This is a genomic window from Psychrobacter fjordensis (genome assembly GCF_904845995.1).
Classification (GTDB): domain Bacteria; phylum Pseudomonadota; class Gammaproteobacteria; order Pseudomonadales; family Moraxellaceae; genus Psychrobacter; species Psychrobacter fjordensis.
Genome location: NZ_CAJGYP010000001.1, coordinates 116,038 through 132,053, shown reverse-complemented (window position 1 = coordinate 132,053; position 16,016 = coordinate 116,038). Strand labels below are relative to the sequence as shown.

Sequence of the window (16,016 nt, the reverse complement as noted above, 5' to 3'; positions counted from 1 at the left end):
GACGAGCAGTGACATTATGATAGATCAGTCGCTTATGTCAGATATGCTAAGTCCATTGTGGGTGAGTATTAAGCTTGCTGGTGTCACAACCTTATGCTTATTATTGTTTGCTACGCCTGTAGCCTATTGGCTTTCAAAGCCTAGCAATAACAAATATATAGCACGATTTAAAGTCTTGCTTATAGGCATTATCGCTATGCCCCTTGTTTTGCCGCCTACCGTGATTGGTTTTTATTTATTATTGCTGCTTAGTCCCAGTATGAGTATTGGGCGGTGGCTTAGTGAGCATAATATCAGCCCATTGATATTTACCTTCGAAGGCTTGGTAATTGGTTCTATTATTTACTCATTACCTTTTTATATCCAACCTGTTTATGCGCAGTTTTTGCGTATCCCGCAAAGCGTAACGGAAGTCGCAAGCTTATTAGAGTCGAGCCGTCTCAGGCGTTTTATAACTGTTGCGTTACCACAGGCACGCATTGGTATTGTGCTAGGTAGCTTGATCAGCTTTGCCCATACTATTGGTGAGTTTGGTGTTGTGCTGATGATAGGTGGTAGCATCTCTGGTGAGACTAAGGTGATATCGATTGCGATATATGAACAAGTCGAAGCGCTTAACTATGAGGCAGCGCACATGATGTCAGGCTTTCTTATCATCATCGGTGTGGTCATGGTGGTTTTGATTGCTAGTCTGAGCCGAATGAGCCAGCGTTTATAAAACTTAAACGAACTAGCGAGCCCTTATTTTCTCACTAGTAGAGGCATCGGTCAGTTTGAGGCCACTTATCAGAGTAAAGATACTAGCAATTGCCATTAGAATTTCTGAGCAAAGTCCAAATCATTTGAATATGCAAATAAAGCGGGTGCGCCGCCTGTATGCCAAAACAAAACGCTGTCCGTTTTTTTGATTACACCTGTACGAATCATATCTATTAGCCCGCCCATCGCTCTGCCTGTATAGACAGGATCTAACAGTATGCCCTCGGTTTGGGCCGTCAGGGCAATGGCTTCATTTTCTAATGCACCAACCACACCATAACCTTCTCCGACATAGTCAGCGTTTAGTATTAAATCCGACTCTGAAAACTCATAATCTGCACCGATTAACTTTGCCGTACGGTTAGCAAGAGAGAGAGTATATTGATCAAACGGTACTTTGTCCGTTTCACCTTTATCAATATTGATGCCTACTATTTGGCAAGGTGAGTTGAACGCTTTTTTACCAAGCATTAAGCCTGCTTGTGTTCCTCCAGAGCTCGAAGCAAAAATGATATGAGTAAAGGATAGGTTCATATTTTTACGTTGCGATTCTAGCTCCTTATAGGCTTCTACAAATGCTAAAGCACCTAGCTCGTTTGAGCCGCCATAAGGCACTACGTAAGGTTTTTTGCCTTGAGTCATTAACTGTTCGACAATGTCAGGAATATCCTCTCCTTTACGATTGGCGCCTGCCCAGTGGATATGACAACCAAATATCTTATCTAGCAATAGATTGCCACTGGCTTGTTCAGGCTCTTTGCCACCTAATACTAAATGACACTCTAATCCCAAACTTGCAGCGGCCGCGGCAGTCTGGCGGCAATGGTTCGATTGCGCAGCACCCGCAGTAATAATCGTATCAGCACCTTTAGCCAGTGCATCACCGATAATAAACTCAAGCTTACGCGTTTTATTACCACCCAATGCGAGCCCAGTATTGTCGTCTCTTTTCATAAAAATGGTAGGCCCATCAAGCTTTTTGCTCAACTTGCTAAGCGCTACTAAAGGTGTTGGGAAGAACCCCAAAGACTCTCTAGCGATGTGACTATATTCCATATTTTGTCCATTTTATAATGAAATAGATGAGTGATAAGTGTAAATCATATTCATGGCTGGCTGTATTAAAATATATGAGTTTAAAAAGCTGACCATAAACCAAAAATCCCCATGCAACATTTAACGTTAGCATGAGAATTTTTAGACATACAGTTATTTAGAAGTGCAGTTTAACCAATGCGCTAGGTGCATTTTGGGTCTTATCACTACCATATTTATTTTTCCAATAGCTGTACTCCATACCTACTTCTAAGCGATTATCAATGCCTAATACATCCTGTAAGTTATATTTTATTTGCGGATTGATATGTAGTTGGTCTTTTAGATCATCGTTATTAAAGGAGTAATCGACATAACCATCTACGACGATGTTATTTTTCTCCCAGCCATACGTCAATGTGATTTGCTGGTCGTCATCGGTATTGTCATTGAAGGCGTGATACAAAGACGCTGAGGCGTATTTCATACCTGGAATAGGCACATTTAGATCCGCACCAATACCGACTAGATAGTTGTCTTGGCTAAAGCCTGTACTGTTTGAGCCAAACTCATACTGACCTGCTAGGTTCACTTGCTTGACAAAACTGTCATCAAAGGTTTGCAGCTTAAATTTAGGCGCGAACTCACCATAAGTTTCTTTATATTTATTATTTTCACTATCGCTAGCCCCTTGATGGCGATCGACAAAGAAAAACACGCCACCCCAAGTGTGGGTAGAAGCATGCTCCAGTGTGATGGTAGTTAATTCACCATTTTCTACCAACTCATAGTCGTCACCATAGAGTACAGAAAGACTGGTAGCGGTAAAGAGCATCTCTGCATGGCTGTTGCTCATCGCACCCAAAGCGATAATAGTTACTAAAGCTGTGGCCAGTGGTTTAATAGAGAATAGATTTTTCTTAAAGTTACGTTTAGATGTTTGAAGCGTCAGGGGTAGGTTTGCAGATAACTTATGATGCACAGTAATAATACTCCTTTATATACAATCGTTGGTCTTAGCAGGCTAGATATCAAGGTAGGAAATAGCTTTGATTTTCTATCAACAGGTATCCGGATTGCTAAGGAGAAAACTCAGTCAAATTTTAGTAGAAATGAACCATAACGAAGATGAATACGCCAAATATAAGCGTCTTCTATGTTGCAAAAATTCCTGTAATCACTGTGATTTTATTGCAACATTTTTTAACACTCTGAAACAGTTAAGCATTTTTTATAAGCACTGACAACCTAAGATTCATTAAGAATAAGGCATGGCAGGGTACTCTAAGTTTTTGATATTGGCTAAGTTTTTGATTTAATTAATATAACTGACCAAATGGTCAAGAAAATTAATTTTGTAAGAAAAAATGAGTACAGAGATAGCTGTGCTCTCTTATGAATAGCGAAAAACGGTGTCGTGTGAGATAAGATTAAGTGTAATTGATAGGAAGGATAGTGATAAATAGAGGTGGGAAAGAGAATAGAGGGCTAAGTTTAAAGGGCTTAGTAGATGATATCTAATACATAGACTTATGTGGAATGTAATAGATTCTGATTTTTAAATTAAGTAGTATTTCAGAATTTACAGACACAAAAAAACCTCAAACAATCTAATGTTTGAGGCGAAACTTGCTTAAACTCGAAAGTCTAAATTCGTTTTAAATATGGCGCAGCGGACGGGACTCGAACCCGCGACCCCCGGCGTGACAGGCCGGTATTCTAACCAACTGAACTACCGCTGCTTAGGTCTCTTTAGCATTTTACCTTTATGAAGAGGTCCACCTCGCTAAAGTAGTGGTGGGTGATGACGGATTCGAACCGCCGACATTCTGCGTGTAAGGCAGACGCTCTACCAACTGAGCTAATCACCCGCGAACAATTGCTATGCAATTTATTCAACATCAACTGAGCTCTTAAGTTTGTCACTAAGCTCTGCTGCTGTGGATGTGTATTATATAGATTTATAGTTGCCTGTCAAACAGTTTTTTAAAATTTACGTAAATAATTTAAAATAATTTCTGTATAGCGTTATCGATAGGCGCGCAAGCCACGTGTTTACTGAGGTGGCCATAAAAGCACTTATTATGACTAGCTATTGTTTGATGGCTAAAAACTACTATACTATTGATAATGTTTTACGACTCATGCTTTATTTATTTTAATCGTTGGAGGCTGGCATAGATAATTCCATTGTTGAACAAACTGCTACGACCTGGTCTTGGGGTGATTTTGCAGGATTGGGTTTGGTATTGCACATTGTTCTCATGATAGTCATGACGCTACGTGTTGTGTCAGTGCAGCGAAATATAGGTGTGTCGATTGCTTGGGTCGCTGTGCTCTATACAGTGCCTGTTTTTGGATTTATCGCTTATATACTGCTAGGTGAGCCAATGATTGGGCGGCGCTATCGCGAGCGGGTAGACCAAGCGGGCGTATTGATGAATGATATGGCACAGCGTGAGCATTTGGTTTTTGATCAAGGAAAAGACTTATTGCCAGCCAACTATCGCGGTGTCAGTCAAATAGGCACGCGCTGGACAGGGCTTGGAGTATTTCCTAATCATAAAATGCAGTTATTGACTGATCCCAATACTATTTTTCAGAGTCTAATCGAAGATATCAATGCCGCACAGAGCATTATCCTGATGGAGTTTTATATTGTTTATCCTAAGGGTCAGGTGATAGAGGTAATAGAAGCGTTGTCAGCGGCAGCGCAGCGCGGGGTAGAGTGTCATATATTGGCGGATAGCGTGGGCAGTTTTAGCTTCTTTAATAGTGATGCACACCAGACATTAGAAAAAGCAGGCGTTTTTGTCCATCAGTCGCTGCCAGTGGGGCTGTTTAAGACATTGTTTAAGCGTTCTGACTTGCGTAATCATCGTAAGCTCGTTGCTATTGATGAATATATTGGCTATATCGGTAGCTTTAACTTGGTCGATCCGAGGTTTTTTAAACAAAATAAAAATGTTGGCCAGTGGATTGATGTGGCAATACGCACGACCAGTCAACACTCTATTAGTATTACGACAGCCATGGCAATCGTGGTGGCTACGGATATTGGTGCCGAAAATAATGACAATCTACACGCACTTAATAAGCGAGTAAATGGCTATACACGTAAGCTATATGTGATGAACCCAACTATTAATGATCTAAACAGTCGGGTAAAAGTGCTAGGAAGTAGTATCGACTATCATAAACAGCCAGATATTGGCTCGACATCCATTGTGATACCGAAAATGCCTATCGTAGAGGACGTGATTGCTCAGCTAATACCTTCAGCACCGCAAGTGACGGAACACGTGATTTATAACACGTTGGTCACGGTGATTCATCGCGCTAATAAACGTATTCGTATCACCACTCCGTACTTTGTGCCTGATGAAGCACTGTCGGGTGCATTGACGACAGCCGCTAAGCGTGGGGTGGATGTCACGCTGATTGTGCCTGAAAAAGTCGACTCATTTCTTGTGCAGCACGCATCTCAAGCCTATTATCAAGAGTTGCTTGAAGCGGGTGTGACCATTGCTTTGTTTAAAGGCGGGCTGTTGCATACCAAAACGGTGGTGATTGATGATGATTACTGTCTGTTTGGCACTGTGAATATCGATATGCGCAGCTTTTACTTAAACATGGAGGTCAGCTTGGCTATTTATACGCCAGAAATGGTCGCCCAAGTGGCAGATTGCCAAGCGGCTTACTTAGAAAGCTGCCGGTTTTTGAGTTTAGAAGATTGGCAGCAGCGTCGCGGATCAGAGCGGTTGTTTGACAACGTCGTCCGTTTATTTAGTCCTTTATTGTAGCGTTTTCAATTTTAGGGTAAGGTAAACCGCTGATCTTGTTTTGGTGCCATGATGATTTCATGTTTTCTATTATTAATTTATCCATATAAAGGACGCGCTTGTCTATGTATGCATCATCTGCATCACCCCTAACGCCTTTTGACTATATTGCAGCAGGCTATTGGCAAGATTTCTTAGCGGGACGAGCCATCGCTGGCGGCATAGCCTACGAAACGGAGCTTCGTGATTGCGTGCTAGATGAGTCGCTGGCAAGCTTACAGCGCATAGATACGTTATTGTCGCAAATACGCCGTGAAATGATTAAAGTCGGTCAATGGAATGAAGCATCACTATTGGTCGATGAGCGCTATCGTAATTTCATGATGTTTGTGGCATTTTATGCAGGACAGGTGTTAGCACAGCAATGGCAAAGCACCTCGCATTGGTACGGACAATTTGAGCTACATAAGCGTTATCCAGAACTGTCACTCACAGCGGATGATTTTTATCAGCACATGGCGGTCATTTATCGTGATGACGCTGGCGTTAGTGCTGATACATCATTGTTTTTTGCTTTAGAGCCAATTGGGTTACGATTATTTGGTCACATTGATAGACAGTTTGAAGCGGTACAAGGTGGTCAAGTCGCTAGCGGCCTATATCAAGCGGTTAGTGCAAGACTGCCAAAACTAAATGATAGCCAAGTGGTTAAGTCCGGCATGCCAGCTCCAGTTGCTCAAATTACTGAAAGCAACTTAAAGTATGCAGATATAGATACAGACATAAATGCAGGCTCTGACAAAGAGAAGGTCAAAGCAGTTGATATGCATACGCCATTGGAAAAACAATGGGTAAATGATACGCCAGCTGCTATACCACAACCTAATATACTCGCTCAGCCAAACAGTCAAAGTCAGCTTGCCTTAGCCAAAGAAGAGAAGCTAATAGAAGAGGTTAAACTAGTAGAAAATACTGATTCAGAGCATGCTATTCCAAGCCAATTGTCAAAACAGCTATCAAATCAGCCACTGACATCTTCAGCATCACCAGTGCCTTCTTCAAAAGACTTGTCGATGCCAGAAATGTTTATGCAACTGCGCATAGAGTTAGATACCATTGAGGTGGTTCAGACATCTGGTCAGACTGAATATCAGCAAGCCAGTAATGTGTTAGAGCAGTTTGAGCAACACATTGCCAAGCAAAACAAACCGCGCGCGCAGATTGTATTTTCAGAGAATCATTTGGCTGCCAAAAAACAAGCGTTGTTAAAGCTACAAGAGGTGGCAAGAGCTGGAAATACTGCCGCGATGTTACGATTGGCGATGTATGAGTTGCTCGATGAAGGTATAGCGGCTGATAAAAATGCTGCTACAGAATCGGGTACCGCTTGGGTCAAGCAAGCAGCTAGCAAAAATGACAGTCGTGCTCAGCGCCTATTAAGTAAGATGTTTTATCAAGGGCTAGGTGTGGCGCAAGATATTGATAATGGCAAATATTGGCTAGAGCAAGCAGCAGAGAATGGCCATTTGGAAGCCGCAAAAATCGTGGAGCAATGGCAGCAAGCACAAACACTGATAACGACCCAAAAGCAAGAGCAGCATAGTATCAAGCGTTATCAGTTATTATTTGCAGCCGTTATAGTGGTCGCGTTATTGATATTAATCATTGTTTAAAGGCTTTTTACTAGGTTAGGTGTTTAATTCCTGACTTATGTATGCGATAAAAGTTTATTGTTACGCGCTAAATTCAGGTAGAATTGGCGCAATTTTTACCGCTACTTTCTACTATTCGATCCATTACTAATCTGGGCTACTTCATGCCATCGTCTCATACCTCATCCGATTGTCCTTCATCCGCGATTGATTCTGAATCGTTGACTAGCCAAACTGTCTGTCAGCCACCATCTTATTACCAGTTTGCCATCAGCTTACTTAAGCCCGCGTATCGACTGCAAGTATGGCGACGCTCACATAAGCGTGACAACTATCGGCAAGAGGTTGAGCAGCGTTTTGGTAAAAACTATCCATCAGTTCCAGTAGCAAATGCAGAGGATGCGAGCCTCGCACCAGTAGATATGCTTAGCACTGATAAAGGTATCGTTTGGTGCCATGCGGTCTCATTGGGTGAGACTAATACGGTCGCACCGTTACTCGATATGTTATTGGCTAGTGGGTATCAGATATGGTTAACCAACACTACTCAAACTGGCTTTGCTCGTGGTGCAAGTCGTTTCGCCGATGAGATTGCTCAAGGTCGAGTGAGCCACAGTTACGTACCTGTCGATAGTCCTGCCGTAATCGAACGATTTTTAGCTCATGTAAAGCCTGATGTCGCGTTGTTTGTAGAAACAGAGCTGTGGGCAAATATCTTAACCAAGCTGTCCGAGCATCGTATTCCTAGCATCTTAGTCAATGGTCGGCTATCTGCGTCATCTTTTACACGTTATCAAAAGATTGGTGCTGTCAGCCGTAGCATGATGAAAAACCTTGCGTTAATTATTGCTCAAGACAATGAGTCAGCCAAACGATTTCGACAATTGGGTGCTGATAGTGCAAAAATTCGTGTGGCAGGCTCGTTGAAATGGGTGATTAATACACCAAAAAACAATACTGCTCATAGTAATGGGGCTGTTATTGATGCGAAGACAGTCGGTATAAAGGACGAATATCAGCATATACAACACCAAAAAATTGAGCTGGCAACAGAGTTTGGTGTCGTAGGTCGACCGATTTGGGTGGCGGCAAGCACGCATGGTGGTGAAGAAGAAATCGCATTATCATTGCACAAGCAGCTACTATCCAATCCTGCACTTGCTGATGCGCTACTTATTATAGTACCTAGGCATCCTGAGCGTTTTGACGAAGTCGCAGCACTCATTCAAAGTACAGAATTAACGATGGCACGGCGTAGTGCAGAGGAATCTATTAGCGCAGATACACGCGTTTATCTGGCTGATAGTATGGGTGAGCTAATGACGTGGTATCAGTTGGCAGATGTGGCATTAGTTGGTGGTTCTTTGGTTGATGTAGGCGGGCATAACCCCGTTGAGCCAGCGAGTATCGCAACGCCTGTGCTGATGGGGCGCAATACTCAGTCTTGCCAAACGGTGGTTGATAGATTGTCAGAAGTTGGCGCGTTATATCAACCAAGTAATACGTTTTATCGTCCAGTTTCCCTAGATATGGCGAGTACAACCACTTTACCTAAGGCAGGTAAAAATGACGATGTGCCACTTATTTATCAGCAGTTATTATCTTGGTTGAGTCATCTGGATGTTGCAAAGCAGGCGGGACAAGCAGGCGCGCAATTGACTGTGCAAAAGCAGGCCGTATTGGTGCGTCAATTCACCATGATTGAAGACGTGATTGAGCAATACTCAAATCAAGAGCTGCTATGAACTGTATATTATTGCCCGCTACGAACTTCTCGAACGACTCAGCAGTAATCAATGAGCTATCGCAAATCAGCCATGTCAATAAAGTACTGGGTGCAACAGTCGGTGACACGCTCAAAATTGGCCAGTTAGAGGGTCATTTAGGTACTGCTATCATAAAAAGTATCAGCGCTGATAGTATCCAGTTGTGCGATATTCAACTTAATGTTACTCCGCCGCTTAAGTTAGACCTTACAGTCGTATTAGCGCTCCCACGCCCCAAAGTATTACGACGCTTGATCATGGACATGACCGCATTGGGTGTACGCGATATTGTCCTTATCAACAGCTATCGCACCCAAAAAAGCTATTGGCAAAGTCCAATGCTTGAGCGGCTCGATGAGTTTGTATTAGAAGGATTGCAACAAGGTGTTGATACGATTGCACCTCGTATCAGGTTAGAAAAGCGCTTTAAGCCATTTGTCGAGGATGAGCTGGCAAGTCTAATTACCAATCGTGCTATCGTCGCGCATCCATATAGTGAGCTGTCATTTGCACAGTATTTACTACAGCAATCACCACAGCAAACACTAAGGCTTCCAAGCTTGGTCTGTATCGGTGCTGAAGGTGGCTGGATAGATTACGAGATAGAGCTACTTGCCGCACAAGATTGCACAGCCGTAAATATAGGCCCACGCATCTTACGTACCGAAGCTGCCGTGAATGCTATCTTAGGACAGTGGTTGCTACAGTAAAGTATGGTCAGAGAATTGCTAATAGTCAGAGAACTACTAAATGGCTACGGTGTTACCTTACTTAGATATACAAGTTACCTTGTTTAGATGTACCGCTTGTACAATATTCAGTCGGCTGCCTTGTACCTATTTTAGACCTTTTTCGCTATATCAAAAATACCTGAAAATACGCAAAAGCTCTGTGAGTTATTTGGGCATTAAATTTGATGAATAGTTATCTCAATAATAATTGCTGATTCATAAAGTTAGCATCTTTCTGAATCAAACAAATGGATTGATAATTACTCTCATTTCGATTAGTATATCGTGTTCATCTGTCGCAGTATTGCCCCTTTTGATAGTCAGGGTTTTATTGCCATTCTGTACCATTGCTGTCTTATCTTTTTTAGCATTATTATGGGGAAAACCATGTCATTAAGTGCCATTAGCGCTAACCTAACTTCTACTAAGCTTATCTTGCCTGTTGCCGTATTTGGCATGATGTTGGGATTGGCAGGCTGTAGTAATTCATCTACGACAGAAGAAACTGGAGAAGCGGGTACTGAAGAACAAACTGCTAACGATGGTGCTACCGGTACAGATGAGCAAACGATTACTATTTATTCTTCACGTAATGAGCAGTTAATTAAGCCATTGCTAGATCGTTATACCGAACAAACAGGTGTGAAGGTTGAGTTGGTGACGGACAGTACAGGCCCGCTGATGGCACGTTTAAAAGCGGAAGGTCAGAACACGCCAGCCGATATGCTGTTGACAGTGGATGCTGGTAACTTATGGCAAGCGGCAGAGCAAGGCCTGTTACAGCCAGTATCGTCTACTGTATTAGAAGCCAACGTTCCTGCAAAATATCGCGATCCAAAAGGTCAGTGGACGGGTCTGTCATTACGCGCCCGTACTATCTTTTATGACCCAAGCAAAGTCAGTGCCGACCAGTTATCTACTTATGCAGATTTAGCCGATCCAAAATGGAAAGGCAAATTATGCTTGCGTACCTCTAAAAAGGTATACAACCAATCGCTTGTGGCTAGTATGATGGAACATTTGGGCGAAGAAAAAACAGAAGAAATCGTTCGTGGTTGGGTTGATAACTTAGCCACTGATGTATTCAGTGATGACGTTGCTATGCTAGAAGCCATCGCCGCTGGTCAGTGTGAAGTGGGTGTTGCCAATAGTTACTATTACGGTCGTCTGCTAGATGAAAAACCAGACTTCCCTGTCAGTATATTTTGGGCAAACCAAGACACGACTGGTACGCATGTGAACGTCTCAGGCGCTGGTGTGGTAGCTGGATCTGATAATCCAGACGGTACGCTTAAACTCATAGAGTGGTTGTCATCTGATGAGGCGCAAGGCCTGTATGCCAGCTCAGATAAAGAGTTCCCAGTTAAAGAAGGGATTGATGAGTCAGACCTACTCAGATCATGGGGCCCATTCAACAAAGATGACATCAACGTGCAGAAGTTTGGCGAATTGCAAACTCAAGCCATTCAGTTGATGGACAAAGCAGGTTATAAATAGGCGTCACTACCAATAATACCAATTTTAAAAACGAGAATAAGCTAGCTAGCTAAGTTTGATACGGCTCATAGCATTTTTGAGGTTGGTATGATGTAAGGTCTTTATGCGTATGACACGGTAATAATTTATGAGCACAATGCCAGACGCGTCTGTACGTCAGAATGATACAGTCAATGACACGGTAATTAATAATACTATTATTGATAAGCATCAGATTGTCAGCCAAGACCATACTCTCCGTAAACGTATTATCTCAAAATCAGTCTTAGGACTGATTTCGTTGTTTATGCTGGTGCCAATTGTAATCGTACTGCTATCGTGGACCCAGCCTGTCGCGGATATTTGGGGTCACATGGCGGAGTATGTACTACCGCAAGTCCTAAAAAACACCGCGATTTTGTTGTTAATGGTAGTGGCTATTTCTGGAACAGTTGGTACCGCGCTTGCTTGGGTGACCAGCATGTACCGCTTCCCTGGGCAGCGGTTTTTTTCGTGGGCGCTGATGTTGCCACTCGCAATACCTGCTTATGTATTGGCGTTTGTTACTCTCGGTATTGTAGATTTCAGCGGACCATTGCAGACAGGTCTACGTGATATGGGTATCGGCACTGCAATTCCTTCGGTACGTAATGTCTGGGGTGCAGGTTTGGTATTATCCCTAGCATTTTACCCCTACGTTTATCTATTGGCACGCCAAGCGTTTTTATCGCAGGGCAGGCGGGCGATAGAGGCGGGGCAGATGCTAGGCTTAAGCCGTAGTCGCGTGTTCTTTCGTTTGGCATTACCGCAAGCACTTCCGTGGATTATTGGTGGTCTATTATTAGCCAGCATGGAGACACTTGCAGACTTTGGCGCAGTATCTGTTTTCAATGTCGATACGTTTACGACGGCTATTTACAAAGCATGGTTTGGCTTCTTCAGTCTAACGACTGCGGCACAACTGGCAGCGTTATTAATCGGCATGATATTTATCGTCGTATTGTTTGAGCAGTATTGGCAGGCAAAGCGCGGTCAGTCTATCACTCAAGGCAGTAGCCAGCGTTTTGAAGTTAGTAAATCAGCTAAATGGGCCATGACATTACTCTGTACGCTAGTGTTTTCAGTGGCTTTTTTCATACCGTTTCTCCAGCTTATCTATTGGACTGCATTAAACTTCAGGCAAGATTTCGATGCGCGTTATATTGGTTTTGTGACCAATAGCCTTATGATTGCGAGTATGACCACGATTTTCATTGGCTTTTTGGCCATTGTTATTGCGTGGATAAAACGTCAATATCCTGACAGGTCAACTAAGCTAATGACCACTTTAGCCAACTTGGGTTATGTAGTGCCAGGTACGGTATTGGCTGTCGGAATCTTCATTCCAATCGCATGGTTAGACAATCAAATGATTGCCTTTGGTATTACGTCACAGCAAGTGCTATCAGGCAGTGTTATTGTTATGCTATTGGCACTATCAACACGCTTTATGACCGTTAGTTTCCAACCCGTCGACCGTCAATTGCAACGGCTAACCGTTAATCAAGAGGCAGCTGCTAAATTACTGAGTGATAGCGCTTATCAACGATGGCGACATGTGATGTTGCCAGTGCTCAGTCCTGGTGTACTGACCGCATTATTGATGGGTTTTGTCGAAGTGATGAAAGAGATGCCGATTACGTTAATGACCAGACGCCAAGGCTGGGATACATTGGCAGTACGGGTGTTTGAGATGACAAGTGAAGGCATGTGGGGACGCGCCGCGTTGCCAAGCTTATTGATTGTGCTGGTTGGTCTATTGCCTGTCTGGATACTATTGCGTCAAAGCGACAAACAAAGCTAAAAGTGGTGTTGAAATTCACCTCAAATATTATAGTCTTTCGGCGCAATTTCTCTATCGTTCTACTGCTTTATCTATGGATTTTATTTACTAATCGCTAACTGGTACCGTCTATGCACACTGATTCAATCAAAGGCTCATCAGGCTCTCAATCAATAGATACTGAAGCAAGTACTAGTATCAATCCTTATTTTAGTGTGCAAGATTTAATAGTGGGTTATGATGATACGATCATCGTTAATGGTCTGTCGCTAGTGCTACAGCAAGGCGAGATTGGCTGCTTTTTGGGTTACAGCGGTTGCGGAAAGACCACCGCATTACGCGCCATTGCAGGGCTAGAGCAAAGTCGTGGCGGCAATATTCATCTGAATAATCAGTGCTTAACAGATATCACCAATCGTAAGTCCTATGCAGTAGCCCCAGCCAAGCGTGGCATGGGGATGGTGTTTCAGGACTATGCATTATTTGGTCATCTCAGCGTGGCAAAGAACATCGCTTTTGGTCTCAATAAATGGTCTGCCGCTGATAAAAAAGCACGTGTCGCTGAAATGTTAAGCCTTGTTGAGTTGACCGAGCACGCGGACAAACGTCCGAATGAGCTTTCAGGTGGCCAGCAGCAACGAGTGGCCTTAGCCCGTGCATTAGCGCCGAAGCCTAAACTATTGCTACTTGATGAGCCGTTTTCGAATTTAGATGTGGTGTTACGAGAATCATTGGCAATGAATGTCCGTGATATCCTAAAACGCACCAATACCACGGCTATTTTGGTAACGCATGATCAAAACGAAGCATTTGCATTAGCGGATAAAGTTGGGGTCATGCAAGCAGGTAAGTTGGTGCAGTGGGCGACGCCGAGCGAGCTTTATCATGAGCCAATCAGTCCTTTCGTTGCCGAGTTCGTCGGCGAGGGCGCGATGATAGATGGTATCATCAAAGAAGGCCATGTTGAGACGGCACTGGGTGATATTTATCGTCGTATGGAAGTCTATGATAGTTTAGGTGAGCCACAATACTGCGAGTATGACTATCCAAATGGCACTTTGATTAAGGTGCTAGTGCGCCCTGACGATATCATTCATGATGATGATAGTAAGCAGACGGCATTGGTTGTTGGACGTGTGTTTCGCGGTGCGAACTATTTGTATCGCTTACAGCTCGACGATGGGCAGACCGTACTGTCTCTAGTTGCCAGCCATCACAACCATGGCATAGGCACGCGTATCGGTATTTTACCCATGCTTGAGCATGTGGTCGTGTTTGATGAGAAGAATATCAATGCGACCACGTGGTCAGAGTATGATAGGTCAGCAGACGCTAACTAGTAGCTAGCAGTTGCGTATCAATTTAACGAGTGGCCAGTATGTGTAAATAGCGTCCCAACCACTTGTACGGCTCTAGTTGTGAGTAGCGCAGTTCCATCCGAATGACTGCTTCTGGGTCGTTATTACCACCGCGCTTGAGTGGTGTATAATCATGAAAGACGCGCAGACCGCTAGTGCGTAAGGTTCGGTACTGATGGGCAATGAGCCAAGACTCGACTTCTTCTTTAGCGACAGGATAATTAGGTGTCAGGCTTTTTTGGTTATCAGCTTTGTAGCCAGTATTATCCAGTAAGTTAAAATTGCCCATTATCAGGTTGCGATAATCGAAGCTTGCTGGGTTATAAAAGCACAGTGATAGCGCACCATTATCTGTTAGATGCTGATCAAAAAAGCTCATGACAGCAGATGGCTCTGCCAACCATTCAAGTAGCGCATGACAGAGTATCAAATCAAATTTTTCTGTTCCTGCCTGAGCCAACTTTCCTGCAAGATCTTGATACGGGCAAACATGCCATGTGATATCTAACACTTGATCACTCTTTTCCGCGCTTGCTTTTGCTTTTTCTAGCATATTCTCAGAGATATCATTGATAATCAGCGTGTGACCTTGAGCAGCAAGTTCTATCGAAATCTGAGCCAATCCTGCACCCACATCTAAGATACGTAGCGGTCGATTCAGATCTTTGCTCATTTGTGTGCAATATTCAAAGATGTCACGGCGTAGCACTGCCAATCGAATGTCACCTTTTAAACCGCCGTAGACCTTCTTTTCAAAATGATCAGCAATGGCATCAAAGCTGCGGTCAGTACGTGTGTCTGCTTGATCGACCTCTGCTTGTTCAACTTCTGGTGATATGGAACGGTTTGATTCAGGTTGGTTGTCTTGAGGTTTAGTTGGCATAAGGCATTCAGATCAATAATTAAGAGGTTTAGAGTGTAGTCAGCGAACTACCAAACCGCTACGGTGTTACCCTCCCTAGAGGTACTATATGTACAATCTGCGGTCGGCTGCCTTGTAGCTGTTTTAGATTTCTTTGACTATAAGAAAAGTATTCAGTTCAACTTAGGGCATGTCCTCAATTCAATCGATAGTTATCTAAATGGGTTAAAAATGGCTAAATCTTGCCAAACAGCGTCAAATAGCTGACTAATATCTCGATATTATCTGCGCTATTTTCCTTGTTTGACTGCAATTTATCTCATTTTTATCACCATTTTTAAAATGAGGACACGCCCTAGCGTTTCAAACGTCTGTTAATGACCCATTTGAAGATAATTTTCGATAAAATAATAATGACAAATACGACGATAACAAACACCCACATACCATTACCTTGTAGGTTTTCTTGATAAGCTTTTGCCAAGTATGCTGATAAAGCCATTGCGACTAAAAGTGCGCCCCAACGGACATAAGGTACAGCACGATTGTTATGGTTAGGAAATTTAGAAACATAATCGCTCGAAAAGCTATATAGCACCATTGCTAAAATCCAAACAATCGCAAGAATGATATCCATAATAAGAGTAGCCTGTTAAGTCGTTATTTAAGTGTTGTAAAAGATAAGTTAGTGTAGCGTTTAATTTTTTTTTGTCTAGGGCATGTTTTCAATTTACTGGATAGCCTTTACATGGGCTAGAAATGGCAAAATCAGC

General features: G+C 43.0%; 12 protein-coding genes and 2 tRNA genes. 8 read left to right on the top strand and 6 right to left on the bottom strand.

Annotated features, from left to right (window positions below; translation table 11 throughout):
- Positions 1-16 precede the first annotated feature (16 nt).
- Positions 17-718: a molybdate ABC transporter permease subunit gene (modB, locus tag JMW61_RS00500; protein ID WP_201548463.1), complete on the top strand. Its 702-nt coding sequence runs from the start codon at positions 17-19 to the stop codon at positions 716-718.
- Between the two features lie 95 nt (positions 719-813).
- Here modB and JMW61_RS00495 read toward each other — a convergent pair whose 3' ends face one another.
- From JMW61_RS00495 to JMW61_RS00480, 4 genes are all read right to left on the bottom strand, one after another.
- Entirely contained in the window at positions 814-1,815 is a 1,002-nt protein-coding gene (locus JMW61_RS00495; RefSeq protein WP_201548454.1) for a D-cysteine desulfhydrase family protein, read from the bottom strand.
- Between the two features lie 157 nt (positions 1,816-1,972).
- Positions 1,973-2,776 carry a DUF5020 family protein gene (locus tag JMW61_RS00490; RefSeq protein ID WP_227687325.1) on the bottom strand — a complete coding sequence of 268 codons (804 nt, stop codon included), beginning with the start codon at positions 2,774-2,776 and terminating at the stop codon, positions 1,973-1,975.
- A 683-nt stretch (positions 2,777-3,459) separates the two neighbouring features.
- A tRNA-Asp gene (locus tag JMW61_RS00485) sits at positions 3,460-3,536 on the bottom strand.
- 53 nt (positions 3,537-3,589) lie between these two features.
- Positions 3,590-3,665: transfer RNA gene (locus JMW61_RS00480), tRNA-Val, on the bottom strand.
- A 294-nt stretch (positions 3,666-3,959) separates the two neighbouring features.
- On the opposite strand from JMW61_RS00480, the gene JMW61_RS00475 reads away from it, so the two are divergent.
- The 7 genes from JMW61_RS00475 (at position 3,960) to JMW61_RS00445 (ending at position 14,363) form a co-directional block, all read left to right on the top strand.
- Entirely contained in the window at positions 3,960-5,597 is a 1,638-nt protein-coding gene (locus JMW61_RS00475) for a cardiolipin synthase (protein ID WP_265090095.1), read from the top strand.
- A gap of 104 nt (positions 5,598-5,701) precedes the next feature.
- The gene (locus JMW61_RS00470) at positions 5,702-7,249 is read left to right on the top strand and encodes a tetratricopeptide repeat protein (protein ID WP_201548451.1); all 1,548 of its coding nucleotides are present in this window, start codon (positions 5,702-5,704) and stop codon (positions 7,247-7,249) included.
- Between the two features lie 143 nt (positions 7,250-7,392).
- Positions 7,393-8,973, top strand: a complete 1,581-nt coding sequence (locus JMW61_RS00465; protein WP_201548449.1) for a 3-deoxy-D-manno-octulosonic acid transferase — start codon at positions 7,393-7,395, stop codon at positions 8,971-8,973.
- Positions 8,970-9,704: a 16S rRNA (uracil(1498)-N(3))-methyltransferase gene (locus JMW61_RS00460; RefSeq protein ID WP_201548447.1), complete on the top strand. Its 735-nt coding sequence runs from the start codon at positions 8,970-8,972 to the stop codon at positions 9,702-9,704. Before JMW61_RS00465 ends, JMW61_RS00460 begins: the two co-directional genes overlap by 4 nt.
- 408 nt (positions 9,705-10,112) lie before the next feature.
- Entirely contained in the window at positions 10,113-11,222 is a 1,110-nt protein-coding gene (locus JMW61_RS00455) for an extracellular solute-binding protein (protein WP_201548445.1), read from the top strand.
- A 127-nt stretch (positions 11,223-11,349) separates the two neighbouring features.
- The gene (locus tag JMW61_RS00450; RefSeq protein ID WP_201548443.1) at positions 11,350-13,044 is read left to right on the top strand and encodes an ABC transporter permease; all 1,695 of its coding nucleotides are present in this window, start codon (positions 11,350-11,352) and stop codon (positions 13,042-13,044) included.
- A gap of 110 nt (positions 13,045-13,154) precedes the next feature.
- Entirely contained in the window at positions 13,155-14,363 is a 1,209-nt protein-coding gene (locus JMW61_RS00445) for an ABC transporter ATP-binding protein (protein ID WP_201548441.1), read from the top strand.
- A gap of 22 nt (positions 14,364-14,385) precedes the next feature.
- On the opposite strand, the gene JMW61_RS00440 is transcribed toward JMW61_RS00445, so the two are convergent.
- The gene (locus tag JMW61_RS00440; RefSeq protein WP_201548439.1) at positions 14,386-15,264 is read right to left on the bottom strand and encodes a methyltransferase; all 879 of its coding nucleotides are present in this window, start codon (positions 15,262-15,264) and stop codon (positions 14,386-14,388) included.
- 334 nt (positions 15,265-15,598) lie between these two features.
- Positions 15,599-15,880 carry a hypothetical protein gene (locus JMW61_RS00435; RefSeq protein WP_110922345.1) on the bottom strand — a complete coding sequence of 94 codons (282 nt, stop codon included), beginning with the start codon at positions 15,878-15,880 and terminating at the stop codon, positions 15,599-15,601.
- Positions 15,881-16,016: the final 136 nt, after the last annotated feature.

Bases quoted from the DNA above. Each gene is read 5' to 3' on its own strand.
- JMW61_RS00465 (WP_201548449.1), top strand. From the start codon at position 7,393: ATGCCATCGTCTCATACCTCATCCGATTGTCCTTCATCCGCGATTGAT.
- JMW61_RS00440 (WP_201548439.1), bottom strand. From the start codon at position 15,264: ATGCCAACTAAACCTCAAGACAACCAACCTGAATCAAACCGTTCCATA.
- JMW61_RS00435 (WP_110922345.1), bottom strand. From the start codon at position 15,880: ATGGATATCATTCTTGCGATTGTTTGGATTTTAGCAATGGTGCTATAT.
- JMW61_RS00445 (WP_201548441.1), top strand. From the start codon at position 13,155: ATGCACACTGATTCAATCAAAGGCTCATCAGGCTCTCAATCAATAGAT.
- JMW61_RS00495 (WP_201548454.1), bottom strand. From the start codon at position 1,815: ATGGAATATAGTCACATCGCTAGAGAGTCTTTGGGGTTCTTCCCAACA.
- JMW61_RS00460 (WP_201548447.1), top strand. From the start codon at position 8,970: ATGAACTGTATATTATTGCCCGCTACGAACTTCTCGAACGACTCAGCA.
- JMW61_RS00455 (WP_201548445.1), top strand. From the start codon at position 10,113: ATGTCATTAAGTGCCATTAGCGCTAACCTAACTTCTACTAAGCTTATC.
- JMW61_RS00470 (WP_201548451.1), top strand. From the start codon at position 5,702: ATGTATGCATCATCTGCATCACCCCTAACGCCTTTTGACTATATTGCA.
- JMW61_RS00450 (WP_201548443.1), top strand. From the start codon at position 11,350: ATGAGCACAATGCCAGACGCGTCTGTACGTCAGAATGATACAGTCAAT.
- modB (WP_201548463.1), top strand. From the start codon at position 17: ATGATAGATCAGTCGCTTATGTCAGATATGCTAAGTCCATTGTGGGTG.